Consider the following 25,917-nt stretch of genomic DNA (forward strand, 5'->3'; position numbering starts at 1 on the left):
ATCAGGGCAGACGAAACACATAAAGCGTGCCTCCCGCCGTGGTCGCGTTCTTCAGGTCCTTCATCGCGTTGACGAAACCGAGCGCGGCGCTGGCGTCGCGCGGGTCGAGATCGCCCGAGACGATGGCGCCGGCCCAGCCGCCCACGCCTGACAATACCGCGACATATTGGTGGCCGTCGGGCCCGCGATAGGTGATGGGTTGGCCGATGATGCCCGACGAGGTCTTGAACTGCCAAAGCAGGTCGCCGGTCTTCGCGCTCACCGCCTTGAACCAGCCTTCCATCGTTCCATAGAAGACCACGTCGCCGGCGGTCACCACCGCGCCGCTCCACACCGGGAAGTTCTCCTTGAGGCTCCAGGCGGGTTTCTCCGCCGCGATATCCCAGGCGGTGAAGGCGCCGCGATTGCCGCCGGGCCCGGGGATCATGCGCACGTTCATTCCGACATAGGGCGTGCCGGCAATGTAGTTCACCTCGACGCCTTCCTCGTCCATGCAGAGATTGTTATGCGGGATGTAGAGCAGGCCGGTCTTCGGCGAGAAGGCGGAAGGCTGCCAGTCCTTGAGGCCCGACGCGGTCGGGCAGATGTCGCGGACGACCTTGCCTGTGCCGGTCTGCTTGTCCGGGTTTTCGATCAGGCGGCCGGTCTTGAGGTCGACGCCCTTGCTGGAATTGACCGGACCATAAGGTTTTGCCGACAGGACCTCGCCGGTGGTCCGGTCGAGGACGTAGAGGTAACCGTTGCGTTCCGGACGGACCAGCACCTTGCGCGGCTTGCCCTGCCAGTTCATGTCGAGCAGGACCTGCTCGTTGATGCCGTCATAATCGTGCAGATCGTGCGGGCTCCACTGATAGAACCATTTCGCCGCCCCGGTGTCCGGGTCGCGGGCAAAGATGCCTGACGTCCATTTGTTGTCGCCGGGCCGCAGATCCGGATTCCAGGGGCCGGGGTTACCCGTGCCGTGGAAGATCAGGTTGAGGTCCGGATCGTAGGAAATCCAGCCCCACATGTTGCCGCCGCCGATCTTCCAGGCTTCCGGCGGCCATGTCGTGACACCGAGATCCTTGCCCTTGTCCATGTCGTAATGCGGCTTGAAATCCGGGCCGATCAGCACCTCTTTGTCGGGGCCGGTGTTGTAGGCCGTCCAAACGACATGACCGTCGCCGGCGTCGAGCGCCTTCACCCAACCGCGAACGCCCATCTCGCCGCCGGAATTGCCGACCAACACTTTGCCTTTCACCACAAGCGGCGCCATGGTGATGGTTTCGCCGATATTGATGTTGCCGATATGGGCGTTCCAGATCGGCTGACCGGTGTTCGCATCGAGCGCAATGGTGTGGCCGTCGAGTGTGTTGAAGAAGATGCGCCCGTTCGCGAAGGCAGCGCCGCGGTTGACGACGTCGCAGCAGGCAACCCCTTGTGCGGCGGGCTCGGGATTGGGCTCGTACTTCCATTTCATCGGCGCGCCAGGCTTGGAAAGGTCGAGCGCGTAGACGATGTTGGGAAACGGGCTCACGATATACATCGTGCTGCCGACCACCAGCGGCGCCGCTTCCTGCCCCTTGTTCACCCCGGTCGAGAAGGTGAAGGCGACCTGCAGGTTCTTGACGTTGCCTTCATTGATTTCCGCGAGCTCGCTATAGCGGGTCGAGGCGTAGTTCTTGGCGGGCATCGTCCATTGCCCGTCATCGGGCGGCGCGGCTGCGGCAGGCGGTGAGATCGCGGGTGCCGGCGGCGGTTCCGAAGCGGCTGTCAGCAAGGGGGCGCAGACCAACAGCATGGCTGCAAGGGCGCCCGGAGAATGTTTTCGGGACGCCGACGCGCGCCTGGTCAGCTGGGCGTCGCCGCAGGATGGTGCCGGTTGCGCTGCTTGCTTCATTTCGGCGCCGAACCTCCGACGCCGGAACCGATTTCCGCCGCTATATCGGCCTCGTGCCCGGCACAAAGCGGGTGGCCCCAGCCGGAGGCGCTCTTCCCGCCGGGATCGAGATCGTAGACGATGGCATCCTTGCGATTGGGGTTGACGCCCGCCGGAACCTTGTCCAGGCCGAGGGCTGCACGAACGCGCCAGGCGACATTGTGGTCGGCGCATGAGGAATCGCCGCTGACGCCGAGACCACCGACGATCGCCTTGCCGTCGTAGAGAGCCAGGCCGCCGCCGAATACGACAACGCCTCCGATCGGCTTGCCGATCAGCGGATCGCTGGCGCTGCCAAACGTCTTGGGGTCGCCTGCGTAAGCCGCTGCCTGATTGACCGGATTAGTGGTCTGCAGGCCGAACAGCGGCCCGCCCGGCTGTACCCCGGCATAGAGGTTGGCTGTCGAAAGCGCCATGTTGGCCAGGCTGAGCCCATTGGCCGTGTTGGCCTTCTCGGCCGCGATCAGCCGACTGCCGGGCCACTGTGCATCCGCCGTCGGACCGCTGAAGGCAACGGCGCAGACAGTGCCGTCGCGGGCAACGATTGCCGCCCATTCATTGGTCTCGAAGCCGCCATTCGCAGGACCGCCGCTCGCCTTCACATTGGCCTTCAAGGTCGAGAGCAGCTTGTCGTGATCGGCCGGGCAGGGCGCCTGGGCGCGAGCGACGCCTTGCTGCATCGAGCCAAACGCCAAGATAAGAAACCCAAAGGTTAGTGACGTAAGCTGACGATGAGCCATGATCAGATAACGTTGTTGACGTTATCCAACCGGCAATCGGCCGCTTTGTTCCTCAATCATGAAAAGGTTCTTAGCCGACCAAGTCCGCTGGCGCCTGGCAATCAGTAAGATTTGGCGACTGGACGCGAGCCGGGCTTTGCAATCGGGGACAGGCTTGCCGGAGCTATTCTGTCCAAAAAACACGATGCCGGCGGCCTGAAAAGCCTGGCGCATGGCAAGCAGCTCTTCCGGCGAGGGGAGACGGGCCACCACGCTCGAACGCGGACACGCTTCCCTCAAATCAAGTTTTGCTCCAAGCCGCACCCAATGTCGCTCAACAAGGCTCGGGCAGCCATGACCTGTTCTGGCGTTAGCGGAGCCAGCCAACATCCCCACAGCTTGTTCCTGCCTGGAGTTGGACGCTCAGAACACCTTCCATTGCCGGCCCATTGCCGGCAAATCGGGAAGGCCATATGCCGCTCGGGTGGTTGCTCCTCGGAACAACGATGTTGGCCCATCGTTGGGTGGCAATGGAACAGCTTCGTTCAGATTTCGCCGCAATGGCGCAGCCGGGCTATTGGATCGCCCTCGGGCTTCTCGTCATCCCTTATGGAGTGGGCGTATTTTTCCTTATTAGGATTTGCCACTGTATGTAATTGCGCATGCGGTGCGGTTCAGGGGATGCATTGGTATTGTCGATCGGCTAAATCGCGATTCAACAGTAAGGGCGGAACGGCACGGACCCGCACGAGTGGCATTCTGATCTTTGCCCGCCATGAGCGCATAAAATCAAAACTTCGACACATCCTCCGGTCCTGCCACATTGGCCGGCCAGTCCGGGGTTCTTTCGACCGGTCAGCATCATTTTCGGAAATTGGAAGTTCGTCTCGGCGTGTGGTGAACCTTCGCCGATGGTTCAAAGTAGCCCGTCGTGATGGCGTGTGAGTAGCAGGCTTGCCACGTCCCGCGCTCAATGCTCTGCCCGCGCATGGGCACGAACATTGTTGTTCTCAACGTGAGGTGATGGTGCCCAGAGGCGGAATCCAAATCGAGGAAATCTGGCTGTCATTTCAGATAGTTAAGACTCAACAAATAGCAGCGCTAGCCAACAAAAATGCCAACAAAATATTTCTGTGGATTGGTTCGGTTCCTGAATATTACTCGCGGGCACCGGCTCGGTCAGTTTGACTGCCGAGCTCGCATGGCAGTCAAAGTTCGTCAAGCGCATGGCGCAAGTTGACCGAAGTGACCTCCTGACAACGTCTTGAACGTCAGCTTCGCGCCTAACGTCAGTCGTTACTGTGGACTTCTCCATTCGCCGAAAGCGGACATTGCCGGGATTGCGTTGAGTTTGCGCAAGAAGCGGCCATTGCATTTGTGAACGCAGCGGCGGGCATATCTGTGCCGGAGTCACTCCCTCTACATGCGACCTCAGCGCCAGAAGCGCCTGGTATTGACAAAGGCGTCGTATGCTTCCGCGGCCTCTTTGAGAAGCTTGGACTTGTCGTCGGCGCTGAAGAGATCCTTCGCACCAGCCATGTCCGACAGCTCTAGCGACGCCAGCATATCGGGGGCAGTGGCGATATCGTTGAGACTGCCGAGTTGATCCTGAAGGCCCTTCATCGCGTCGATGAACCGTCGATGGCGTTTAGCTTCCGCCTTGCTGTTGTAGAGCGGCTCGAAGAACTCTGCCGCATAGCGCAGTTTCTTTGCGGCAATGCGCACTTTGTGGCGGGTCTCGTCATCGGCATTGATCAGATTTTTGCCGCCGTTCCTTACCTTTTTCCAAAATTTATCGAATACGTCCGAGGCGAAATCCTTCGACGACTGCTGCAACATTTCGTCTGATTGGGTTCGCCATTCTCGGATGGAAATCCACTCGGTGAAATCGATCATCAGGGAACGCGCGCGCACCGAGGAGAGCGATGCTTCGACCGCCGTATAGGCGTCGTCTCGCGCGTTTTGAAGAGGGCTTGAAAGAGCCTTGCTCGAAGCGCGGTCGATCATCACGTCAATATTGCGTGCGTCGCCAAGTTCCGAGGTAAGCCACTTATATTCTTCTCGCAGGTGGTCGAAACGGCTGTCGTCGAACAGGGACTTACAGATCGAAAATAGGGAGCGCAGCCGTCGCAGCGACACGCGAGCCTGGTGCAGGGAGTCGGCATCGCGAGACCAGCCCAGCGCCGTCTCATTGAGACGAAACTGTTTGAGACAGGCCGCAGCAATGCGCGCGAAAGCCGTTGCCGCGCTCATTTCGGAAGTGAGCGGGGTTGCCGCCGATTTCACAGCACCCGGCACCGAGCCGAGCAGACGGTAGCCCCGTTCCGCTTTGCTCAGCACGCCGAGATGCGTCGGCGTGATCAGGTCGACTTTCCGGGCGAGTGCAAACAGCGCTGTCGGCGAGCCCGCCTTCGTTTCCAACTCGATCTCGCAGACCGGCGCCTCGCGATCGGCTGAAACGACCTTGCCAAGATCCAAAGCGACTTCGATCGTGGCGTCGCCGTCTGTCACATTCCAACGATGCCGTTTGACATGAACCTCGAACAAGGGCGAGAGTTTGGAGCCAGCCCCTGCAAGCAGGTCTCGGATTTGCGGATCGTCAAGTATCGGTATATCGCCGGCGACCGGTTGTTCCCATTCCTCGCGTGCGAATGATCCGGCGGAGCCATCGCCGGCTTTGACGGTTTGTATCCTTTCGTTTCCCGATTGCCGAATACGGAGCGATAGTCCGCGCTTGGACAAATCCCATCCGGGGGTATCGAAATAAATCGATCTCTGCTGGAGAACGGTAGGCGAAGATCCGAACGGATTTTTCTTGAGGAGCGCTCCCGCACCCGCCCGCGAAAGCTCGAGCTTGAGTTCCGTTTCCTGCATGATGTCCTCGGCGCCGCGCAACTTCACGACAATCGAAGGGGTCCCAACCCGCATGGTGCGTCATAAGCTGTCACAAACAACCGCTCGCGTCGACCAACCGGGGCGGAGTCTAGCCGGCAGACGACAATGCGCGAGCCGGAACCACACTTCTCGGTCCTCGTTCATCCGATGATGCGAGAGAAGGACACAGGTAGATGGCCACCAAAGAAAAAAAGAAGGAGGCGAGCCGCGTGGTGAAGGGGCAAGAGCTGGAGGTAGAGCACCTGACGGAAATTGCCGCCGTCACGCCGAAACAGGCGCGTGCATTGTTGCGAAAGCATGGTGCCGACTGGACCAAGCTCAAGGACGAAGCCGAAGATTTGAAGGAAGACTGAACCGTCGGCATGGCTTCCGCGTTTCCGAGCGGCACTGGCCGGCCGGCGGGTTGACGCCGTTGCCGAGAAGCGCTTTCGCCCTATGAGACAGCCGACGCAGCCGGAACGTGCGCTGACTCGTCTTCCATCGTAACCGTGAATTTAGTTTCAGCTAACGAAGGCGCTCTGCTAAAGTTCCTGGCGGAGGGCCAGGGACGGAGTTTCCCAATGGATGCAACGCAATTACAGACGATCAGCGACACTCTGATGCGGATTGTGGCGCCCGATATTACGCCGAAAAAACTATTGAAGGCGGCAAGGAAGGAACACCCGGACGCGTCAAAGAAGGACATCGCCCGTGCGGCGTTCTTTTCGATTATCGCTAACGCCGACCCGGACCACGGAAAGGCGTTCGCTATCGCGGGCCGAGTGAGCGGCGACGCTTAGCGAGGCGAGCCGCTGCGTCCTAGTGATTGTTGATCACTCTGCAACTTGTTGCGGACAAGCTGGAAACCTCGAAACCAGCGATATCACTCCGAAGCGGTCGGGCGGACAAACGCCGTCCGACCAAATGGGAGAAGACAGGTGCAATACACCCCAGAGACAGGCATGGCCTTCGGTCTCGGATGCCTGAGGCAATCATGGAGCCTTGCGTCCCTTCGCTTGGACATATCCTTGCCAGCCCTCATCATCGCGGCCTAGAGGCCTCCTGGCCTGCTCGGCGGATTTTTCCGATCTGCTTGTGAAAGAAAGCGGTCTGTAGTTCGAAGCGCTCGGACAGCGACTTCGCGGCTGCCAGCTCCTCAAGATGCGTGAAGCCCGTTTCGGCCTTGCCTCTGACGAGCCGTCCATCGCGCTCACAAGCATTTTCTCGGATCGGGCAGCGTGAAGGCTGGTCGTATTGTGAGGTCCGTCGTGAGAGCCGTTGAGCCGAGAGCTCGACATCGACTCCTTGGCCGTCCGCCTAGTCTGGCAGACCGGCCAACTGCATGGCTCCGGTAACTTCACCCAGAATGCTGGGCGCTATGCCCACCGCCGCCGACCAGCCGCCGATCGTGAAATGCGGGTCAAGCGCCATTAGCCGTGCGCCCGCCGCCTTGGCTTCCTCGATGCGCCCGAGCCTTGCCAGCGGCGCCGCTAGCCAGCCATGCAGGATGCTGAAGCCGGGGTTCATCTCCACCGCGCGGCGGCCGGCGGTGACGGCCTGTTCGTAGCGCCCCGACAGGAAATTGCCGAAGCCGATGACACCTTGCGGTATACAGCTCATGGCGTCGAGCGGGGAGAGCCGCATGGCCTGCTCGCACCAGGCTATGGCGCGCGCCGCATCGCCGCTATAGGCCACCGGCACGCAACCGAAGGCGTAGACGAAGGCGCAAGAGGCGCTAAGGGCGAGGGCCTGCGAGAACGCCTCGTCTGCGAGCCTGCGGTCATGCTCGACCAGGCCGATGGTGAAGCCGGCCAGCGCCAGCGCCATCGCGTCGCCAGCTCCATGTTCGATCGCGGCATGGGCGTGGCGGGCGGCCTTGTCGCGGTGCTCGCTCCGCAGGCCGCCGCGGATGAACAGCGTCTGGTGCGCCCAGGCGGCGAAGCCATGCGCCAGCGCGTAATCCGGCTCGATAGCCAAGGCCTGGTGGAGCAGCGGGAGACCCTTGACGGCACCCTGCGGCATGAAGGTGTAAACGTCGGGCAGGGCGCGCAAAAGCATATCATAGGCGTCGAGGCTGTCGGGGCGGTCGCGCCTGACGCGCTCGATCTCGGCCCGGCGCAGGTTCGGCTCGATCGCCGCGACCACGGAGACGGTGATCTCGTCCTGGAGGGCGAACACGTCGGTCAGCTCGCGGTCGTAGCGTTCGGCCCAGATATTGCTACCGTCGTCAGCATCGATCAGCTGGCCGGTGATGCGCACCCGGTTGCCCGCCTTGCGCACCGAGCCTTCCAGCACATAGCGCACGCCGAGTTCGCGGCCGACCTGCTTCACGTCAACCGCGCGGCCTTTGTAGGTGAAGGAAGAGTTCCGTGCGATGACAAACAGCCAGCGGATGCGGGACAATCCGGTGATGATGTCCTCGACCATGCCGTCGGCAAAATAATCCTGTTCCGGATCGCCGCTCATGTTCTGGAAGGGCAGCACGGCGATGGAGGGACGGGCCGGAATGCCGAGGTCGGACCTGGGCTGCTCCGGCGCGGCCTTCGCCGCTGCGTGCTCCTCGCGCACAGCGCCGACGAAGCGCAGGCCACGGCGCAGGATGGTTCGGATCAGCCGCTGCTCCTCACCGCTATCCTTGAGCGCGGTACGGGCGGCGTTGACACGGCTCGCCAAAGTGGCGTCGGAGACGATGCGCCCCTGCCAGACCGCGTCGACCAGGTCGTCCTTGCTCACCACCCGGTCGCGGTTGCGGATAAGATATTGCAAAAGGTCGAATACTTGCGGCTCGACAGAGATTAGGTCGTTGCCTCGGCGCAGCTCGCGCCGCTCGCCGTCCAGGGCAAAATCCTCAAAATGATATGACAAAACAATCTGCTCCAAGCCGCGCCGAAAAGGCGCTCAACTATATAGCCGGCTGGTGGACGCAAAATCAAAGGCATCTCAAGCGAAAATCAAGACCTCCTGAAGGCCGTCTCAAAGCGAGCTTGGCCGCGCCGTCGCATAGTCCTCCTGCAAATAGCGCTTTCATCTGCCGACGCTTTGAAAAAAGGAGAACTCAAATGTCGAACAACACTGCAAAATCCATCGTCCTCGTACATGGCGGCTTCGTCGACGGCTCCGGCTGGGAAGGGGTCTATCACGAGCTCAAGAAGGACGGCCATGAGGTCATCATCGCCCAGAATCCCACCACCTCGCTCGCCGACGATGTCGCGGTGACCAAGCGCGCTATCGCCGAAGCCAAGCACAATGTCATCCTCGTCGGCCATTCCTATGGCGGCCTCGTGGTGTCGGAGGCCGGGACCGATGCGAAAGTCTCGGCCGTCGTCTATATCGCGGCCTTCGCGGCCGATGCTGGCGAGTCCGTCTCGGCGCTGATCGCCAACCCGCCTCCCGGCGCCTCGGTGCCGCCGATCCTGCCGCCCGTCGACGGCTTCCTGATGCTGGATAAGGAAAAGTTCGCCGCATCCTTCGCCGCCGACGTGCGTCCTTCCCTCGCCTCCTTTATGGCGGACTCGCAGGTCCCGTGGGGTGTGGCGGCGCTGGAAGGCAAGGTTACCCAGCCGGCCTGGAAGGAGAAGCCGTCCTGGTACCTCGTCGCCACCGACGACCATATGATCCCGCCGTTGGCGCAGCGCCAGATGGCCACCCGCGCCAAGGCGACGACAGTGGAAGTGCCCGGCAGCCACGCTGTCTACGTCTCCAACCCCAAGGCCGTTGCCGATCTCATCAGGCAGGCCGTCGGCGCGAGGAACTGAAACCCATTTACTAAGATCACTCGGGCGCTTGGTGGGCGCCCGAGTGATTTATGCGAAGGATGTTTTGCATCCGTGTTGACGAGGGAATACACGAAACATTGCCAAGGTTAGCGTCTTTGCGCGGCAGAACCGACGAAAGGTGCCACCACAACCTCGTCGAAAGGGGTTATAAACGCAAAAATTCGACCTCACCGCGAGCCGTCCAAGAGAGGCTGCGACACCGGCGCGTGACGCCGGCGGAATACGGCAAGCGGTTCGCAAACTTGGCTGCCTAAGTTTTCTTTCGATCATGTCGCGAAGCAGCAGCTTTCGGCCAGGACGCCTTATCTGCCACGTCACCGTTGCGGACCTAATCTAAAGCGGGCGTGGCCGGCAGGGCTCGCCGACGGGACATTCTAGCGCATCGCGATCCCATTTGCCGAGATCGGCCGCCGCATCGTAGGTGCTCTGCAGAAACGACATGAGCATGGCTTCCGGGCTTCCAGCCTGACGTACCTCGTCGTAGGGCAAGAGGAATTCACCGAACTCCTTGGAGAAGAATGCTTGTTGCGGCTGGACCGCCGCGGAGGCGTAGCCTTCCGGGGAAGGATAGGCATAGGAATAGAAGGCTGCGTAGTCGATGAGGCCGCCGCCCGGCCAAAACCCGGCGCTGCTCACCTCATGCGAATAGGCCTCCCGGGTGATGGCATCGGGCAAGTGCGGAATGCCGCCCGGATGCCGCGGCGCCCGTTTGCCTGAAAAGCGCGTGACCGCTAGGTCGAAGCCGCCCCAGAAAAAATGGACCGGGCTGACCTTGCCCAGAAAACCGGTGCGAAATCGCGAAAGGACCTCGTGAGTCGAGAGCAGGATGCGCCAGAAGCGGTTGGCATAGTCGCGATCGTAGGAGGCGTGGACTCGGTCTTGCTCGAACGGAATACCGTCGGCGATCTCGGATGGCCGGCCAAAGATCGGCGTCGTGAGCCCGAGTTCGTCGAGCGCGACCAGCACTTCGTCGTAGAACTCCGCCACTGTCTTTGGCGCGAGCATAATCTGGCGGATGTGACCGTCGCTCGTCCTCAGCCACAGCAGATGGTCCATGAAGTCGAAATCCATTTGGACTGCTCGCCCACCCATGGGAATCGGCGAGGTCGTCAAGCCGCGAACCGTCACATAGAGAGGCACATGCCACGAATGGTTCAGCCAAGGCTCGTGCATCAAGCGGATCTTGCCGACGATCTGAGTCCAAAGGTGTAGGGTTTCATATGTGTCCTTCCAGGCGGCGAAAGGGAGATCCGGCCAGCGTTCCGATTTCGTGGCAGACGACATGGCTTCTCCTGGGTTCGATGCGATTGACTGCAGGCCGCGATAGACGCGCACTATAGGGAACGTGCCTGCATACTGGCAGCCCATTCGGGGCTCGGAGCGATGGTCGATATTCGTGAGCGACCAGCATGCCACATGGCGGTCGCCGGCTTGCGGCTATGGCGGAGCGTTGGCTTCGCCAATGGACGAGCCTTGCATCACATCTTCCTTGAGGCGCTTGACGGGCCAACTCGGTCTGGGAGGCCACGAAGTCGACTCTCAGCCATTGACCCCGGCTGGTGTTCGCACTTGACGAGCATGACACACGCCGCTGGTGAACGATGCGCAGCACCGCGCCGCTTGGGGCGTGTCAGCTCAGCACATGATGTCCAATCTCTGCAACGACGCTCGGCTAAGGCCGATGCGGCGTTCGCCCTGGCCGCGGACAACGGGTTCAACAATACGCCGCTTCTATGCGTCGTTTGGAGATCAGCCCTTCAGGTTATTTTGGAAGGACTTGAAGGCCGACGCGGCAGGTTTTGCGGTGAGTTGCTCCTGGAACTTGGCGAGTCAGCGACTTCCCAGTGCTCCGCGAGTTTGCCATCGGCGATCCGGTAGAACTGGAAGGCCGCGAAATCGACGCGGTTCCCGGTCGCCTTGATGTCCCCGAAATCATTCACCTGGGTGCCGCTGACGCGGTTCATCACCGCCACCCGATCGCCTTCGCCGATAATCTGCTCAATGGTCCAGGTGAAGTCGGGGAAACTGGCCTTCAGGCCTTCGAGGTAACTTCGGATGACTTCAATCCCTGACGTCTGCCCCTCGAGCTTGTCGCCATAGTCCTGCGACACAATGTCGGCGAGCTGACTGAGGTCGCCGGAATTGACATCTCGAAATAGCGACGCACGACGGCTTTGTTGGCTTCGGAGTCTGACATCAGCGGATCCTTCTTGTAATGGTGAAGCGGCTAAGCTCCTTGCGGATTTAGGATGTGTTTTGCCGAGGCATCGCCGGCGGCGACCACCTCATAGGCCTTCACCGCATCATCCAGTGACCAGGTCTTGACCGGCGACGGTCGCAACGCGCCGCTCTCGAAACCAAGGCGAAGGTCGTTCAGGATCGCCGCGATTTCCACGCCTGTGAGCTTGGCGGTATCAACGCCAATCAAACGTTGCCGGTTGTGATAGAAGTCCATCAGATCGAATTCGACGCGGCGCGAACCGACGCTTGTGATCGCCACCTGACGACCGTCCAGACCCATTGACTTCATCGCGGGCTCGAAGACCGGCCCGCCGACGGCGTCCAGCACAAGTTCACACCTTTGTTCTCGGTCAGCGCCGCCACCATGGTGGGCAGGTCTTTGGTCTTCGTGTTGATGAAGACATCCGCCTCAGAATCCTGGCTCATGTTGATGTCGGCACCGATCACGCGGGCCTTCTTCCAGTGCGCAATCTGGATCGCCGCGCGGCCAACGGCACCGGCCGCACCGGTGATGAGTACCGTTTCGCCGGCCCGGATATCACTCGCCACCACAAGCGCGTACCACGCCGTGACAAAGGGGACGCCGACGGTGGCGGCCTGTTCCACCGAGAGGTTCGCCGGCATCTCCGAAAGCCAATCTTCCGGCACGGCGACAAACTGGGCGTGGGAGCCGTCGCGGCCGATGCCGAAACCGGCGCCGTTGCCCCATACCGATTTGCCCGCCCAACGGCTCGAAGCTGCGACCACCGTCCCGGCATAGTCCCGGCCAGGCGTGCGCGGCAGCGTCGGACTGAACACGCCGGAGACAAACTTCACGTCGCTGGGGTTGATCGCGGAAGCATCCACTTTCACCAACGCCTCGCCAGCTTGCGGGACAGGCTTGGCAATGTCCTCGACGCTCAGGACCGAGGGCGGACCAAAGGCTGAAAAGCGAATGGCGCGCATCGTCGTCATCGCCAGTCTCCAGAGATGAGAACTTTCACCGGGCTACACTTCGATGCGGATTGAAAGAGCGATCGAAGGCCGGGGGAGGTCATGCGGCAGTAACCATGAGGTCCGAAAGGTGAAGCCCCGCGACAGCCTGGCTGCGGGTTTCACCGTGCCGTCAGGCTCCGCCGTGCGAGCCGAGGAGTTGCCACTCCCACGCCAGGCTGGTGCCGGTCGCTCCCCCGTGGTCCAGGAGCACCTGCGCCAACGCCGGAACGGTCGATTCCCGCGCCCAGTCGCGCTGGAGTTCTGATGCGAACACTATCCAGGTCAGGGGCACGCCGCCGGCCTGGATCATCCGTTGAACGCCGCGATCATGCGCTTCGGTGCTGACGCCGCCGGAAGCGTCGGTCACAAAATAGACTTCCCAGCCTTCGCCAAGCGCCTGGATCACGGGGAAAGCGAGGCATATTTCGGTCCAGAGGCCAGCGATGACGACTTTCTTCCGGCCGGTCTTCTTCACCCAGTCGACGCAGGCCTTGTCTTCCCACGTGTTGATAGTGGTCCGGTCGATCGGCACCTGATCGGGAAACACCTCCTGGATCGGCTTGAGAAGCTCACCACCGCGATCCTTGATCACCGTTGTCAGAAGCGTCGGGACGTTGAAGGCCTTGGCCACCTTCGCGAGAGCAACCGTGTTGTTGATCATGATTTGCGGGTCGATGTTTCGAACACCCGCAACCTGGAACGCCTGATGATCGATGAGCACAAGGACGCAATTTTCGGGCGTCAACATCGCCTCAAGACCAACCTTGGGGAATACTGCAGCGGCCATATAATTTCCTTTTGTTATTTTCGCAGTCGGCCTGCGCTCATCTGCATGATGGATCGATCTTCAAATCAAGTGATCGAATATCTGGTTTAGTACGGGCTCAGACTTGACCGTAATCGCCTGAGGCGAACAGCCAGATACGGTCGCGCGTGACGTTCGATGCGATCGACAAGCGGTCACGAGGCGTGCCGACCATCGGACCTACCGTTGGCTTGCACTGCGTGAGAGGAGCGGTCTCGCGGCGAGGCCGTCGCCACGGTGAAAGGCCGATGGCTCGGGCGGTCCGATGAAGAAAGGAGATCTTTGGATAGTCACGGCAGAGCGATGCTTCCCTAAGACCGCTGGAGTGGGCGGCGCCTAGCTCGCGGTTCTTGGTTTCATCGCTCGATTTGACGTCGGTCGCCCGTGGATGAGCCGGCTTTCGATTTGTACTGCGCCGCGAGGGGCGGAGGTATCGACAACAATGGTCGGGGCTGCATCTGTCGATGCAAAGGTGCCACCGTTCATGCCGTGGGATTGCCATTCGAACTGGTTGATCAGGAAAGAGGCGGCCGGGCCCGGAGGCATGTCCGTCCGATGGATCGCAAAGAAGCGGTAGTGACCGCCTTTGAAGTCCGGCAGGTCCAGCAAAACGAGCTTGCCGCACGCGAGGTCTTCGCGGACCATGGGTTCCGGCATAGTCCCCCAGCCAATACCCTCCCGAAGCAGCATGTGCTTCGTGGCCAGGTCGGCGACGCGCCAGGTGTGGGTGCCCATGACGCCCAGGTCCTCACCAGCGGTAAGCGACGTCCGATCGGTAAGGACCAGTTGAACATGATGTCGCCCTGCCCCGAGAACATTTACCTGGGACGCCAGGGGGTGGTCGGGTGCGGCGACTGGAACCAGGTGAACACTTCCCACGCCGATCCGCTCCAGTCCGTCGATTTCCACGTCGGGCGGTCCGCGAACGCCAATCATCGACGTGCGATCAAGGACGAGCTGCGTCACGGCACCCAATGCTTCCGCCCTCAACTTGAGCGGGACGGTGGGAAATTCCTCCCGGAAGTTTTTGAGCGCCTCAACGATGCGCGATGCCGGCAGCATCATGTCGAGGGCGACGTGAACCTCCGGTTCGAGGCCTTGATGAAGACCCTTCGCCTTCGCACGCAATCGATTGAAGCCCAGGGCGACATTGCGGGCTTCCGAAAGCAGCGCTTTGCCGTCGTCGGTGAGCCGAGGCCGGCGGGTGGAATCCCTTTCAAAAAGCGTGACGCCAAGCTGCGCTTCCAGATTGGTGATCGTGTAGCTGATAACCGAAGTGGCCCGGTTGAGTTGGCGCGCTGCGCCCGCGAAACTTCCAACATCGATCACTGTTAGAAACACTCGCAACTGATCAAATGTTGGCGTGCCGGGATCAGACATACCGATTTCCTCGAATAGAAGACTCGAATTTTTACAAGTTTCGCACCCTAGGTCAGCAGCATTAGCCTACGCAACAGACCACTCCACCGACGTTTGAGGGACCGAGCAAAATGACTTATGCGATAATCGGATCTGGCGCCATCGGACATGCCATCGCAACGCAGTTCGTGCGCCAAGGCATCGATGTGATGGTAGCTAACAGCCGGGGACCGTCGTCGCTCACAGACATGGTCCGCGCACTCGGTCCCAACATCAGGCCTGCCACCATCGGTGACGTGGTCCACGCCGACGTGGTGATCCTGGCGATTCCCTTTGGTGCCATTCAGGCGTTCGTCGAGAACGCGAATGCCGCGGGTGCAAACTGGAACAATCGCCTGGTGATCGACGCGAGCAATGCGATTGACTTTCCGTCGTTCAAGCCTGCCGACCTGGGCGGACGGCTCTCAACGGAGGTCGTTGCGGAGACGTTTCCCGGCGCCCGTGTCGTGAAGGCCTTCAATACGGTCCCGGCCGCAAAACTGGAAGCGCCGCCAGCACACGCGGGCGGCCGACGCGTTGTGGCATTGTCTGGTGATGACGGCGGCGCCAGGTCCCAGGTTGCCGCTCTCATCGAGCGCCTCGGCTATGCAGCGCTTGACCTCGGCACGCTGCGGCAGGCCAGCCATCTGCAGCAGTTTGGCGGCACCCTGGTCGCTCAGGATCTGATCAAGATGGCCTGATCTGGCCGCGCACGAATAACGCAACTGGCAGCAATGGCGAAAGCCATTGCCGCGAGAGTGAAGGTTTCGGCAGGAGCACGTCATGTTAAATGATTTCGATGGCAAGGTGGTTTTGGTCACAGGCGCCGGGTCGGGGATAGGTCGGGAGGCCGCCTTGGCGTTCGCCGCTCGCGGCGCCATTGTCTTCGGCGCGGACATCAATGAGCAGGGCCTCGCGGAGACCCGGGCTCTCGTCGAAAAAGCGGGCGGTAAAGCGCAGGTCGCCCGTGTCGACGTTTCGTCAGAGGAGGACGTCGCGGTATTGCTCTCGCGCATCGCCGCCGAGGCGGGTCGGCTGGACGCTGCCTTCAACAACGCGGGGATCACAGGTGGTGCGCATCGGATCGAAGACTATCCCACGGATGATTTCGACAAAGTTTTGCGCGTCAACCTGCGCAGCGTCTTTCTCTGCATGAAGCATGAGATTCCGCTTCTGAAGCGCAGCGGCGGTGGTGTGATCTGCAACACGGCCTCGGTAGCGGCACTGACTGGCCCAGGCGGGATGTGTGCCTATGCGGCGTCGAAACATGGCATTCATGGGCTGACGCGGGTCGCCGCGATGGAGAACGCCGCTCACGGGATTCGAGTGAACGCCTTGGCACCGGGGTGGACCGATACCCCAATGGTCGCAGCGGCAAGCGCCCAGAATCCAGCCTTTGCGGCGCAGACAACGAACGCCATACCCGCCAAGCGAGGCGGTAAGCCGAGCGAGATTGCGGAAGCCGCCGTTTGGCTCTGCTCAGACGCTTCAAGCTATGTTTTCGGGCAAATGCTGATCGTCGACGGGGGAATGACCATCGGCGGCTTCGCGTACTAATCAATTGTCTTAACCCGGTGTACCTGCGCCGACCGGGCTCTGGAGTGGCACGGCGTCTACGACATCCCGAAGAAGGATGGATATGACGTCACGATCATGCAGAACCCAACGACCTCGCCGGCGGATGACGTGCCGTCACCAAGCGAGCTATCGCAGCGGCTGCGGGACAGGTGGTGCTCGTAGGCACTCCTATGGCGGCGTGGTCGTGCCCGAGGCGGGCGAAGGTGTCGGCGGTCGTCTACATCGCGGCCTTCCATCCAACAATGCGGCTCCCGCTTTCTAGTTGATGAATACCAGGACGTGAACCGCAGCAGCGTACGGTTGCTGAGAGCGCGCTTCGTCCAGACGGCCGCAATCTATGGATGGTCGACGACGCCAAGCAGTCGATCGACCGCTTCCGTGGCGCGTCGTCCTTCAACATGACCCGGTTTGGCAAGGAGGATTTTCTCGGCGGCAAACGTGGTCGACTGAAGCGAAACTACCGCTCTGTGCCGCAGATTGTCTCCGGCTTCTCGACGTTCGCGCTAACCATGCGTGTCGGCGATCCTGACAGTGCTCCGGGCGCGGACCGGAACGCCAGCGGATCAAAGCCGCAGCTGCGCAAGGTGCAGGCGAGCCTATCGCCCGCAAAAACTCGGGTCGCGCCTGAGCACCTTGGGATGTAGCTCAGTTGGTGGAGCAGCGGACTGTTAACCCGTGTGTCGCAGGTTCGAGCCCTGCCTTCCCAGCCAAATTGCCGAACAACAGGGCGTCATCTGCGGAGCGAGGTCAGCCCGTGGAAAGCCCTCAAGAAAAAACTCTACAGCGAAATTCGAATGCCACGTTTCTGCGAGGGCATCGCGGTGCGTGGAGCAGCCGGAGCCAGGCCTGTACCCACACAGGGAGACCTGTTTGGGTGAGGTGCCCGCAACAACCGGCGGGCTCAAGAATTTGTGATGCAGAGCGCGAAAAAGCCCCGGACAAATCTGCCGGGGCTTTCTGTCAGGTCCGCCGAAAAATCAGAACTTGTAGTTCAGACCGACGCGAACGGTGTGGAAGGGCACTTTGACCTCGACACCGGGCCCTCCGACATCGAACGTCTGCTTACCCAGATCCGTATAAAGATATTCAGACTTGAAGGACCAATTGTTGGTGATTGCGTATTCAGCGCCCGCACCAACGGTCCAGCCGACCCTGGTCTTCGAAAAGCTAGGCCCGCCCAGCGCGGATGTGTCGAGCTTTTCGTGACCGTAGGCCAAGCCGCCAGTGCCATAGACCAGGAAGCGATCGACGGGCGTATAGCCAATGCGAGCACGCACCGTGCCGAACCAATCAACCTTTGTTTCCAGAGAAGGGCCGCCGAGCGACAGTTCGGCCTTAATGTCGGAGCCCTGGAAGTCGGCTTCAACGCCGTAGACGAATTGACCAACCTGCCAGTTGTAACCGGCCTGAATACCGCCCAGGAAGCCACTCGAGCTGAGGTCGAAGCCACCAGGGCCGCCGCCGGCAGGATCAAGACTGAACGTGCCGAAACCGCCGCCGGCGTTCACACCGATATATGCGCCCGTCCAGTCATAGGAAGCAGCGACCGGCGCCTCCTGCAAAACATCAGCCGCGTAGGCTGTGCTGGTAGCCAAGACGAGAGCGGTAGCAAGAAGAATCTGTTTCACGGGAATAACCCTTTGTTGCCTGCTTAGGTCGGGTGGATGCCCCAAGGTCACCATCCGAGTGGGATAGCGATGTCGCGGACACCTTCCGTTGTCAACGCTCCCACATCCGACGGCGGGACTATTCCCTCGGGTGATGCATAGAAGCCACAGCTGTTGCGTGTGGCGCACAGTCCCGTGACGATCCCACAGCACTCCAATTCGTCGCTCGCTATAAAAAGGTAAACACTTATTGATATAGGAGACGAGAATGCCCGTCCCGATCTTCGATCGTCCGGTCGTCGACTTCGGCAAGATCAGCCGAGCCAACAAGTCCTTCGGCTACGTCATCACCGAGAAGCTCGACGGCACCAACAGCCAGGTCGTCATCGAGGACGGCAAGATCATCGGCGTCGGCTCGCGCAGCCGCTGGATCGCGCCTGGCAAGGCGACCGACAACCTCGGCTTCGTCGCTGGGTCGAGCGCAACGAGGAAGAGATCCCCAAGCTCGGCGAACCAGGAGGAGGAGATTTGCGACGGCGAATACCAGGTCAGGAACTACTTCCGGCGCGTGTGTTCCAATATCGGCGTCCACATGCCACGAAGCCCCACGCGCTCCGAGACGCCCCTGCCTGAGTCGGCGCTGGATCCCTTGGCCGATGCCGCGACGATCTACTACGCCCACCACGGGCGATTGTCGAAGACCTATCTCCTGGCGACCGGCGCGAGCGGGGAGGACGGCGTTAACGCCGAGTCCGACGACATCGACCCGATGGCCGCCGACTTCCTGGGCATTGATACGGAAATCGCCCAGAACCTTTTCTACGACCTGCCGCGCGACGTGTTGCTTTCGGAGGTGAGAGCCGAGGAGGCGACCGCCACGCTCGAGCACCTGGCTCAGCCGACAGGCTTGCCGTAGTCACGAAGGGTGATGTCGATGTCGTCGGAGCAGGCGCCTCCGCGGCTTCGGCCGCCGCATCGTGATAGCCGCGGTAGTCAATCTCGCCACCGCAGGTGACGGAGATGTGCAGACCGGCACTCTCGGCATCGGTCAGCATCTTGCGAACAAGGTTGGTGGTGGCTCACGCCTTCGCCTGTGTTTCGACCCACGTCCGGTAGGCGTAGGCATGGCGATATCGATCCCCGGGAGCCCAGGGTCGTGGTGATGATCTGCTTGATGATGTCGTGCATTACTTGAAATCCAAGGGTTGTGTTGCTGACATCTTCAATTTAGCAACGACGAGATCGGGAAGCGGTCGGCTACGCGTGGTGAATTTAGTGAACAACGAAATATCCCGCTGGATCGCCATCAGGAATCACTTAGGGCAATGGGAAGTTCGAGACGGCGATAAATTGATCGCCAAATTGCCGTCTACGCATCGAATGCCTCGGAAGATCAAGGCTGAACGCAAGGCACACGCGACTATTCTAGCTGCTGCTAATGAAATGCTGGCGGCGTTGATGGCGATCCGGGCTCATCGTCCTGACCACGCGAACCAGGCATGGGATCAGGTTGAGGATGCGATCGCGAAAGCCGAGGGCAAGATTATGTGGCTGCCTAGTCAACCGCCCAAACCTTGACCAGCTCCTCGATGGAGGCGAACTCCTCGACCTTACCGCCTTCGAGCTTCACCCGGCACAGGTTGCTTGGTGCGATCACACCGAACCGCGCATGCGATCGGCAGGTCCTCGAGTCCAATGGCAGGCTCGCCCTCATGATCCGACATGACTTCAAACGCACGAGCGGCGCCGAGCAGTTCTGCGCTGTAGCGCCTGAACGATCGGATCTCGCCACAGACGGAGATCAGGCGCTCGACTTCGGCGAGAACGGGATCGCGGTCGTCGATCGCCGGGTCAAGCATGAGCCGGCGCTCCAGACCCTAAAGGAACACATAACCTACGGGTGTCGCGGGGTTTGCGCTGTCGGTGGCTAGCCCGTCTAGATAGGCCGTCCGCTACGAAGGCGACAGGCGCTCGTAAGACGGCCAGTAGTCCAGACACTGGCCCGAGACATCCGCGCTTGCGCCGGCACGATCAGGCAGTTGTCGCGCTGCTGCCAACCATTCTGCGGCTTCAACTGCTCACCGACGTAACGAGTCCTTTAATCAGCGACGGCCGCCAACTATGACCGTCGTCGGCTGCGACCCGTGCCGATGATTGACGCGGCTTCGCCGGGAAGCAGGCTGGTCCATCCAGGCCTGGCTACCTTGGCGTCAATCGGCTCACGCTCCAGCATCCGGGAGCGCACGAAGGCAGAGATGGCAGCATTATGTTGGTGCAAGCTTGTCGCGATCGAGCAGCTGCCCAAACCGACTTTGATAACCGGCGGCCTAACCAGCGGGTGGCGTATGGTCGGCCTTAAGCTACATCCCTTTGGGGCGCATGAACTCAAAGGGATGCAGCATCTCAAACTTGGCACGCCAATGCCGACTTTCTACTCGCAACACTTACGCTCAAGGCCCATTTTCGCTATTCCAACAACCAGTAAAAGACGTCTGCGAAGCTGGTTATCATATGGATGCCGTGGGTCGTCGCGGCAGGCGCCTACTAACGAACCGGTTTCCGGCAGACGTTCACAGACAGTTAGTAGCTCTCGATTACTTTGCGCGGACCTTTGTTCGATTTCGGCCAACTTCTATGACTCAGCAGGCCGAACCGGAGGAATTCTGTTTGGCGACGAAACCATCCAGACGCGTCGCCAAGGCTTCGGACCATCCCGAGCTGGCTACACTGTCGAAATTGGCCCTTGCCTCCTACGAAACCCTGGAGGGCGCGCTTCGAGCCACGAACGCGGCGCTCGAAGCACAGGCACGGCGCTTCGAGACGGTGATCGACAGCATCTCGCAAGGCATCTGCTTTTTCGACCCGGACGAACGGCTGATCCTGTGCAATCGCCGCTACGCGGAAATCTATCGCATCCCGCCCGAGAAACTGCACGCCGGTGCGATGCTCAGCGAAATCGTCGAACTGAGGCTCGCCGCTGAAACGTCGCCGATGACCGGCGACGCCTACGGATTCAGGAAGCTCGGAGAGCGTTGATCGCCAAAAGAGGTACCGCTCGGATTATGTTCGATTAGGACCCGGACATATCGAAAGAATGCGCCCTTGGCGGCATTGCGACGGACTCAGCGGCGATGGATTGGCCCCGAACTCGGGGTGACCGCCTGCTGCGTTACGCTTGGAACACTGCCACGCATACGCAGGCCGCGCTTAATGCAGGCGCAACGCGGGAGTGACCTTCGAAGCGATCCTGCAGCTCATCTTTTATGCTGGGCCCCGCGGTGGTGCGTGGCAAGCTGCTAGGTCAGGCAGGCGACCGCAATAGCCGCTTTCTATTAGCCCTAATCTTCCCGCCATAATAACTTACAACCTTGTCTGCTGGTGCGCCCATGGCGAGCATCATTGTTGCGCGGCCGGCAGCCTCGATTTTTTCACCGATCATCAACTTGGCTTCGCGTTCAGCCGCTTTGCCGCCACTGGCAATTCGCATACCTCGAAGCCAGATCACTTGCTGTGCCTCCAGTATCGAAAATGAGAGATCGACCCATGGGTTGAACATTGAGCGCTCCTGATTGGCATGAGAGAACGGCAATCTCGTTCCTCGGTTCCGCCGATTTGGTACGTCGGAAAACTTCTCTCTGCGAGCGAGTTCAAGGAAGAAGCTCCTGCCGGCGAGGAGAAAGGCCCCGTGGCGACGGGCCTCATCGACTCCAGCGGTGTGGTTCGGCAAACGCGGTCGCGTTCGGCCTCGATGTCATCAAAAGGCGCACCGTTGGCGGCAAGAGGCATCGGAGCTGCGTCGGGGCGGCGGCCGAACCATTTTTGGGTGCATCTATCAAAAGATAATTGCCAGAGGCGCTTAATTCGCCAAATCGGCACGATGTGCATTAGCGATGTTGAAAATACCGGATCTCTCGCATGTTCCACCTGTCACGGAGGTGCCAAGATATTCGTCTGCAGCAGGTGGGATGCGTCGGCAGGCACCTGTTGCCCGGGAGGAACCCACAGAAGAGGGTGTCCCGGTAAAACGGTAGATTGTGACCGCTGCCAGGGAGAGGTGCGCCACAATCTCGCTTGCAATCGATTGCATGACCGTTGAGGGATGCCACCCTGCTCGACAATCGCGGAAAGCCTCCCCTTAACCGTGAGGCCGTGACGTTGGGGGCTTCAGCTACGATCCTCACCTTGCGCCGAACAATCGCGTTGCAGCGACCTGAAGCTGTTTCCGAATTGTTGCATCACCCGCCAGCGTTCCAAATCCTTGTTGTCGACGCGTCGGTGGGGTGGTGCCGCAATCTCCTCCCAAACAAGGCCCAAGCCGCCATTCTGCGGCCAGGCGAGCACGTCGTGAATCAGGAACATCGCCAGGGCGCTGTGGCTGCCGGATCTTCTGCGGTGAACGCTTCTCTCCATCCCTCATGCGCCAACGCCAGAGGGGCAACAGCCCGGCCGGCCAGCCCGGTCTTGTGGTGAAGCGCCACCAGGGCCGAGACAGCGAGTCGAGGCGGGGACCCGGTCAACAGCTCGGCACGATGACGCTTTTTAGTGGCGATAAAGCCTATATGAGCATTTCAGGCGATCCGATGAGTACTCCGAGGACCCAGCCCTAAGCAACGGAAGCGCAACACATCTTCAGGCGCCCTTAAAGCATGTTTCCGAAAGTGCGAAGCGGTTTTGCGGAAAATGCACACGCAAAACCAATAAAGCGATAGAGCGAATCTGAAGATCGCGACCCGCTTTAGTAGACCGTTCCACGCTCTGCTTTAGTACGTCGGCACCAATCGGGTCACACGAAGGGGCAACTCCATATTGAAATGGAAGCCGTCGGGGCGGTAATGCAATTCGACATTGGCATGACACTGTACAGCGACAACCTTTTCGAGAAGCGTCGTGCCAAACTCCCGGCGCCTCGGCCTGCGCACCCGAGGACCGTTCCGTTCCTGCCAGTCTAGCCTCACGACTGGATTCTGACCGGATCGCTCGACCGTCCAGCGTATGTCAAGACGACCGCCTGGCCGCGAGAGTGCACCGAACTTTGCCGAGTTCGACGCAAGCTCGTGGAAGCCCATGCCAACGGGAACCGCTATATCCGCGACAAGGGCCACTTCTGGCCCCTCGAGCGTAACGCGCGGAGCGTCCCTCGTATCGTAGTGGCGAAGTTCTCCCTCCAGCAACTTCTGCAAGGAAGCCGTTCCGTCAGCATGAAGTGCGTGTCGGCCAGCGAAACAATCCTTGCTGAAAAATCGCGAACGAAATCCTCGACTTTGCCACTGTTGCGTGCGGTTGCGCTCATCATGGCCCGCACGCTGGCAAGCGTATTTTTCACGCGATGATGGAGTTCCCGGATCAGCAACTTCTGGCGGTCTGATATCTCCTGCTTTTGTTCGATATACGACTTCACTTCTAACTGACGGGCGGTGAGTGGCTCCATGAAATCAAATACGACGGATATCGAACTGCGATTGTCATTGAGGATGGGCAGGCTCGCACGACGACGCTTGTTCTCATGGAGGGGCGGAGGTCATTCCATATTGAACGGAAGCGCTGCCCTAGCAATGGCCGTATGCGCAGGTCCTCGTGGACAAGCACGGACCCTGGCCTGCCCCCGTGTGACTGAGCATGGCCTGACCTGGCCTCGGCTTGTCCGCTTCTCTGTCTTGCGAATAGCGCGTATAAGCCCTGTCCTGATGACTCGACAATGGCAGTTGCCATTGGCATGGCAGCAGGATCGTGAATGACGGGGATTTTTCGAGTGGAAGCAGCAGCCCCGCCCAGCCGGAACCGAATTCGGAGGTGCCGGCATTTTTGCCGCCTCACGACAACTGCAGCGGCGTTGACGTCCATATCCACGATGGCGCACGCGCATATCGTTCAATCGGGCAGTGGTGGATTTGGCAGCGGCTTCGAACATCCACTCACCGGGCTGGATCATTTCCTGGCGATGTTCGCCGTCGGATTGTGGGGCGCCCAGATCGGCGGGCGTTCGATCTGGACGCTGCCGGTCGCATTCCCGCTGATTATGGTCATGGGCGGCATCGCCGGAATTGCGCGCATCCCGCTTCCCGGTGTCGAGATCAGCATCGCGCTGTCGATCCTGGCGCTGGGGCTGGCCATCGCATGCGCCTGGCGGCCACCGGAATGGGTCGCGCTGCTCATGATTGCCGTGTTCGCCATCTGCCACGTTACGCGCACGGCGCGGAACTGCCGTACGCGGCCGACCCGGCCGACTATGCCATCGGCTTCGTCATCGCGACAGGCTTGATCCACCTGCTGGGCATCGGATTCGGACTTCTGCTGGGCAAGGCCTTCGGCGGACGATTGTCGCGGGGCCTGGGCGGGTTGATCGCGGCGGGAGGCGTCTATTTCCTTTCGGCCTAAAGCAAATCCCAGCCGTTCGGCGGGGCGATTGCTGGTTCGATGGTCCGGCCCCGTCCTGACTGTCGCCGGGCTCGCCGTGGTCGCTGCGCTGGCAGTGTTTTCCGAACGGACGCAGACGTCGTGGTGGGTGCTCAACAGCGCCCTTTCGCCCGAGCGCATTCTGCCGCTCGTCGGACTTGGCATTGCAACCGCCCTGATGGGTGCAAGGCCCGTCGTTTTCACCGTCGCGGCCTTTCTGCTGGGCGAGGTGGCCGGAGCCCTGATCTACGATCCATACCTCGCCCTTATGGCTCATGTTCCGGGCGCGACAACCCACGCTTTCCTCACCGCCCCGTTCTCGCTGCTGATCGTCGGCATCGTCCTCGTCGTTTCCGGCCGGTTCAGGACCTGGACGATCCCTCTGTCGGCATTGCCCGTCGGCGCGCTGCTTGCTGTCGTCACAAAGCTCACCGACCCCACCTTGAACGATCCCCGGATAGCGCTGTTGGGTACCGTCGTCGCCCTCTGGGTCATCGTCGCCGTCGGCCTCACCGGGCGGCTTCTCCGGCCCGCCTGGTTTGGGATCGGCGCACGCATCCTGGGCAGCTGGCTGGTCGCGATCGGACTTCTGCTTGGCGGCACGGCGATCGCCGCCAAGCCCCCGGCAGCCTTGCCTCAATCTTTGGTGGTTCCAGACGAGGGGATCGGCACCGGGAGCTATCGCTCTGAGCCTGCACCTCAAATGGGTCGACCTCGCGACTCCTCACCGCACGATCACAAGCCGATGCCGTAAACATAGCATACGTCGTCGCTGACGACCGGTAGCGCCTTCCGGCCGTTAGACGCCCTCCGACAGGCTACCCGATAGAAGCAGCTGGCCAACGACGAAGATGAAGGCAGCGGCGCCCATCGCGCGCCCGAATGGATGCGGTTGCCGATACGCCGTAACCGGCGAAATATATCGAGCTAGTCTAGCAGTTCAGTTCAAGCTTGGTGGCGAAGATCTTGCTCATGTTCGTGCCTGTCGGATCGTTGAAGAACGCCTCCGTCAGGGTCTTCTGGTTTTCCTTGATCGCCTCGTCAGGATCGGGACGGATGACCTTCTTGGTGCAGGTCGAGGGCAGGCCTTTGACTGTGAGGTTCGCGTCGTCGGTGAAGTCGATCGCCGTATAGAAGGTCGGATCGTAGACGCCGATGTCAATCTTGCCAGTCAGTTTGATCGGCGCCTTCGGCTGCGACTCGAACAGGATGATCAGCTGGTCGTTCTCGAACTTGGCCATCAGATGCGCCGGCGGCACCATGGGCACGTCCTTGCCGTCCTGGGTGACGAGCTGGAAGTAGTTGAACTCGGCCAGCGAGGAATGGACGGTGTCGGCCACTTCCTTGAGCTCTTTGTCGTCAAGTTTCAGATCGGAGTTCTTGTCGAACTCCATCATCACTGTACTCGAAAACAGGTCGTCGAAGCGCCAAAGGTGGCGCAGCGCCGTCACACTTTGGTGATCCTGGCTGAGGATGACGTCGAGGCGGGCTTCGGCGAAGACATGTGGGTGCACTTCGGCCTGCTCGACCAAAGCGAACGTGGCCGCGAGGGCCGAAGCCAGCATGGCTGCTTGCCGTTTCAAATGCATTCCGGGCTGCGATTCCATCGACTTCGGAGATGGACCCGACAATC

26 protein-coding genes, 1 tRNA gene and 2 pseudogenes are annotated in these 25,917 nt (G+C 60.7%); 14 read left to right on the forward strand and 15 right to left on the reverse strand.

The annotated features are described in order from the left end of the window. Nucleotide 1 precedes the first annotated feature (1 nt). From FJW06_RS14895 to FJW06_RS14905, 3 genes are all read right to left on the reverse strand, one after another. Nucleotides 2–1,879, reverse strand: a complete 1,878-nt coding sequence (locus FJW06_RS14895) for a methanol/ethanol family PQQ-dependent dehydrogenase (RefSeq protein ID WP_140752910.1) — start codon at nucleotides 1,877–1,879, stop codon at nucleotides 2–4. Further along, complete coding sequence (locus tag FJW06_RS14900) at nucleotides 1,876–2,598, reverse strand: heme-binding protein (RefSeq protein ID WP_140752912.1); 723 nt, start codon at nucleotides 2,596–2,598, stop codon at nucleotides 1,876–1,878. The genes FJW06_RS14895 and FJW06_RS14900 overlap by 4 nt, the downstream gene beginning before the upstream one ends. A 1,470-nt stretch (nucleotides 2,599–4,068) precedes the next feature. Then, nucleotides 4,069–5,538 carry an inorganic triphosphatase gene (locus FJW06_RS14905; RefSeq protein ID WP_348644039.1) on the reverse strand — a complete coding sequence of 490 codons (1,470 nt, stop codon included), beginning with the start codon at nucleotides 5,536–5,538 and terminating at the stop codon, nucleotides 4,069–4,071. 167 nt (nucleotides 5,539–5,705) lie between these two features. Here FJW06_RS14905 and FJW06_RS14910 point away from each other — a divergent pair, with 167 nt between their 5' ends. After that, nucleotides 5,706–5,885, forward strand: a complete 180-nt coding sequence (locus FJW06_RS14910) for a hypothetical protein (protein WP_140752914.1) — start codon at nucleotides 5,706–5,708, stop codon at nucleotides 5,883–5,885. A gap of 207 nt (nucleotides 5,886–6,092) precedes the next feature. Then, on the forward strand, nucleotides 6,093–6,311 hold the full coding sequence (locus tag FJW06_RS14915; RefSeq protein WP_140752916.1) for a hypothetical protein: 219 nt from the start codon (nucleotides 6,093–6,095) through the stop codon (nucleotides 6,309–6,311). A gap of 517 nt (nucleotides 6,312–6,828) precedes the next feature. On the opposite strand, the gene FJW06_RS14925 is transcribed toward FJW06_RS14915, so the two are convergent. Continuing rightward, complete coding sequence (locus FJW06_RS14925; protein WP_140752918.1) at nucleotides 6,829–8,376, reverse strand: winged helix-turn-helix domain-containing tetratricopeptide repeat protein; 1,548 nt, start codon at nucleotides 8,374–8,376, stop codon at nucleotides 6,829–6,831. A 194-nt stretch (nucleotides 8,377–8,570) separates the two neighbouring features. Here FJW06_RS14925 and FJW06_RS14930 point away from each other — a divergent pair, with 194 nt between their 5' ends. Then, complete coding sequence (locus tag FJW06_RS14930) at nucleotides 8,571–9,266, forward strand: alpha/beta hydrolase (RefSeq protein WP_140752920.1); 696 nt, start codon at nucleotides 8,571–8,573, stop codon at nucleotides 9,264–9,266. A 354-nt stretch (nucleotides 9,267–9,620) separates the two neighbouring features. Here FJW06_RS14930 and FJW06_RS14935 read toward each other — a convergent pair whose 3' ends face one another. The 6 genes and pseudogenes from FJW06_RS14935 to FJW06_RS14960 form a co-directional block, all read right to left on the reverse strand. Further along, complete coding sequence (locus FJW06_RS14935) at nucleotides 9,621–10,571, reverse strand: DUF5996 family protein (protein ID WP_140753158.1); 951 nt, start codon at nucleotides 10,569–10,571, stop codon at nucleotides 9,621–9,623. Nucleotides 10,572–11,044: 473 nt separating this feature from the next. Further along, a pseudogene (locus tag FJW06_RS14940) lies at nucleotides 11,045–11,434 on the reverse strand (ester cyclase); the annotation flags it as partial. A gap of 80 nt (nucleotides 11,435–11,514) precedes the next feature. Next, a complete protein-coding gene (locus FJW06_RS14945) occupies nucleotides 11,515–11,856 on the reverse strand; it encodes a zinc-binding dehydrogenase (protein WP_140752924.1) in 342 nt (113 codons plus the stop codon). Then, nucleotides 11,814–12,482: an alcohol dehydrogenase catalytic domain-containing protein gene (locus FJW06_RS14950; RefSeq protein WP_140752926.1), complete on the reverse strand. Its 669-nt coding sequence runs from the start codon at nucleotides 12,480–12,482 to the stop codon at nucleotides 11,814–11,816. The genes FJW06_RS14945 and FJW06_RS14950 overlap by 43 nt, the downstream gene beginning before the upstream one ends. 151 nt (nucleotides 12,483–12,633) lie before the next feature. Continuing rightward, entirely contained in the window at nucleotides 12,634–13,290 is a 657-nt protein-coding gene (locus FJW06_RS14955; RefSeq protein ID WP_140752928.1) for a hydrolase, read from the reverse strand. A gap of 354 nt (nucleotides 13,291–13,644) precedes the next feature. Next, nucleotides 13,645–14,688, reverse strand: a complete 1,044-nt coding sequence (locus tag FJW06_RS14960) for a LysR family transcriptional regulator (protein WP_140752930.1) — start codon at nucleotides 14,686–14,688, stop codon at nucleotides 13,645–13,647. A gap of 110 nt (nucleotides 14,689–14,798) precedes the next feature. Here FJW06_RS14960 and FJW06_RS14965 point away from each other — a divergent pair, with 110 nt between their 5' ends. The 5 genes and pseudogenes from FJW06_RS14965 to FJW06_RS14985 all read left to right on the forward strand — a co-directional run bounded on the left by FJW06_RS14965 (nucleotide 14,799) and on the right by FJW06_RS14985 (nucleotide 16,994). Continuing rightward, nucleotides 14,799–15,407 (forward strand): NADPH-dependent F420 reductase, encoded by a 609-nt coding sequence (locus FJW06_RS14965; RefSeq protein ID WP_140752932.1) that lies wholly within the window; start codon nucleotides 14,799–14,801, stop codon nucleotides 15,405–15,407. A gap of 82 nt (nucleotides 15,408–15,489) precedes the next feature. Further along, nucleotides 15,490–16,263: an SDR family NAD(P)-dependent oxidoreductase gene (locus FJW06_RS14970; RefSeq protein ID WP_140752934.1), complete on the forward strand. Its 774-nt coding sequence runs from the start codon at nucleotides 15,490–15,492 to the stop codon at nucleotides 16,261–16,263. Between the two features lie 45 nt (nucleotides 16,264–16,308). Continuing rightward, nucleotides 16,309–16,523 (forward strand): annotated as a pseudogene (locus FJW06_RS30930) (alpha/beta hydrolase); the annotation flags it as partial. A gap of 102 nt (nucleotides 16,524–16,625) precedes the next feature. Further along, nucleotides 16,626–16,928, forward strand: a complete 303-nt coding sequence (locus tag FJW06_RS14980) for a hypothetical protein (protein ID WP_348644040.1) — start codon at nucleotides 16,626–16,628, stop codon at nucleotides 16,926–16,928. Further along, nucleotides 16,919–16,994, forward strand: a tRNA-Asn gene (locus FJW06_RS14985). The genes FJW06_RS14980 and FJW06_RS14985 overlap by 10 nt, the downstream gene beginning before the upstream one ends. A gap of 267 nt (nucleotides 16,995–17,261) precedes the next feature. On the opposite strand, the gene FJW06_RS14990 is transcribed toward FJW06_RS14985, so the two are convergent. Beyond that, entirely contained in the window at nucleotides 17,262–17,912 is a 651-nt protein-coding gene (locus tag FJW06_RS14990) for an outer membrane protein (RefSeq protein WP_246674616.1), read from the reverse strand. 247 nt (nucleotides 17,913–18,159) lie between these two features. On the opposite strand from FJW06_RS14990, the gene FJW06_RS14995 reads away from it, so the two are divergent. Next, nucleotides 18,160–18,807 carry an RNA ligase family protein gene (locus tag FJW06_RS14995; RefSeq protein ID WP_140752938.1) on the forward strand — a complete coding sequence of 216 codons (648 nt, stop codon included), beginning with the start codon at nucleotides 18,160–18,162 and terminating at the stop codon, nucleotides 18,805–18,807. A gap of 266 nt (nucleotides 18,808–19,073) precedes the next feature. Continuing rightward, a complete protein-coding gene (locus FJW06_RS15000; RefSeq protein ID WP_140752940.1) occupies nucleotides 19,074–19,469 on the forward strand; it encodes a hypothetical protein in 396 nt (131 codons plus the stop codon). Between the two features lie 32 nt (nucleotides 19,470–19,501). On the opposite strand, the gene FJW06_RS15005 is transcribed toward FJW06_RS15000, so the two are convergent. Next, nucleotides 19,502–19,750, reverse strand: coding sequence for a hypothetical protein (locus tag FJW06_RS15005; RefSeq protein WP_140752942.1), 249 nt, complete (start codon nucleotides 19,748–19,750; stop codon nucleotides 19,502–19,504). Nucleotides 19,751–20,558: 808 nt separating this feature from the next. Here FJW06_RS15005 and FJW06_RS15010 point away from each other — a divergent pair. Beyond that, entirely contained in the window at nucleotides 20,559–20,927 is a 369-nt protein-coding gene (locus FJW06_RS15010) for a PAS-domain containing protein (protein WP_140752944.1), read from the forward strand. A 265-nt stretch (nucleotides 20,928–21,192) separates the two neighbouring features. Here FJW06_RS15010 and FJW06_RS15015 read toward each other — a convergent pair whose 3' ends face one another. Beyond that, nucleotides 21,193–21,447, reverse strand: a complete 255-nt coding sequence (locus tag FJW06_RS15015) for a hypothetical protein (protein ID WP_140752954.1) — start codon at nucleotides 21,445–21,447, stop codon at nucleotides 21,193–21,195. A gap of 1,524 nt (nucleotides 21,448–22,971) precedes the next feature. Then, a complete protein-coding gene (locus FJW06_RS30935) occupies nucleotides 22,972–23,319 on the reverse strand; it encodes a sensor histidine kinase (RefSeq protein ID WP_348644041.1) in 348 nt (115 codons plus the stop codon). A gap of 402 nt (nucleotides 23,320–23,721) precedes the next feature. On the opposite strand from FJW06_RS30935, the gene FJW06_RS15025 reads away from it, so the two are divergent. The 3 genes from FJW06_RS15025 to FJW06_RS15030 are packed head-to-tail and all read left to right on the forward strand — an operon-like array spanning nucleotide 23,722 to nucleotide 25,038. Then, nucleotides 23,722–24,150: a HupE/UreJ family protein gene (locus FJW06_RS15025; protein ID WP_348644042.1), complete on the forward strand. Its 429-nt coding sequence runs from the start codon at nucleotides 23,722–23,724 to the stop codon at nucleotides 24,148–24,150. Further along, complete coding sequence (locus tag FJW06_RS30940; RefSeq protein ID WP_348644048.1) at nucleotides 24,123–24,266, forward strand: hypothetical protein; 144 nt, start codon at nucleotides 24,123–24,125, stop codon at nucleotides 24,264–24,266. The genes FJW06_RS15025 and FJW06_RS30940 overlap by 28 nt, the downstream gene beginning before the upstream one ends. Nucleotides 24,267–24,294: 28 nt before the next feature. Then, nucleotides 24,295–25,038 (forward strand): hypothetical protein, encoded by a 744-nt coding sequence (locus FJW06_RS15030; protein WP_140752956.1) that lies wholly within the window; start codon nucleotides 24,295–24,297, stop codon nucleotides 25,036–25,038. 178 nt (nucleotides 25,039–25,216) lie between these two features. Here FJW06_RS15030 and FJW06_RS15035 read toward each other — a convergent pair whose 3' ends face one another. After that, on the reverse strand, nucleotides 25,217–25,873 hold the full coding sequence (locus FJW06_RS15035; protein WP_140752958.1) for a DUF1007 family protein: 657 nt from the start codon (nucleotides 25,871–25,873) through the stop codon (nucleotides 25,217–25,219). Nucleotides 25,874–25,917: the final 44 nt, after the last annotated feature.

It is taken from the genome of Mesorhizobium sp. B4-1-3, from assembly GCF_006439355.1.
GTDB lineage: Bacteria > Pseudomonadota > Alphaproteobacteria > Rhizobiales > Rhizobiaceae > Mesorhizobium.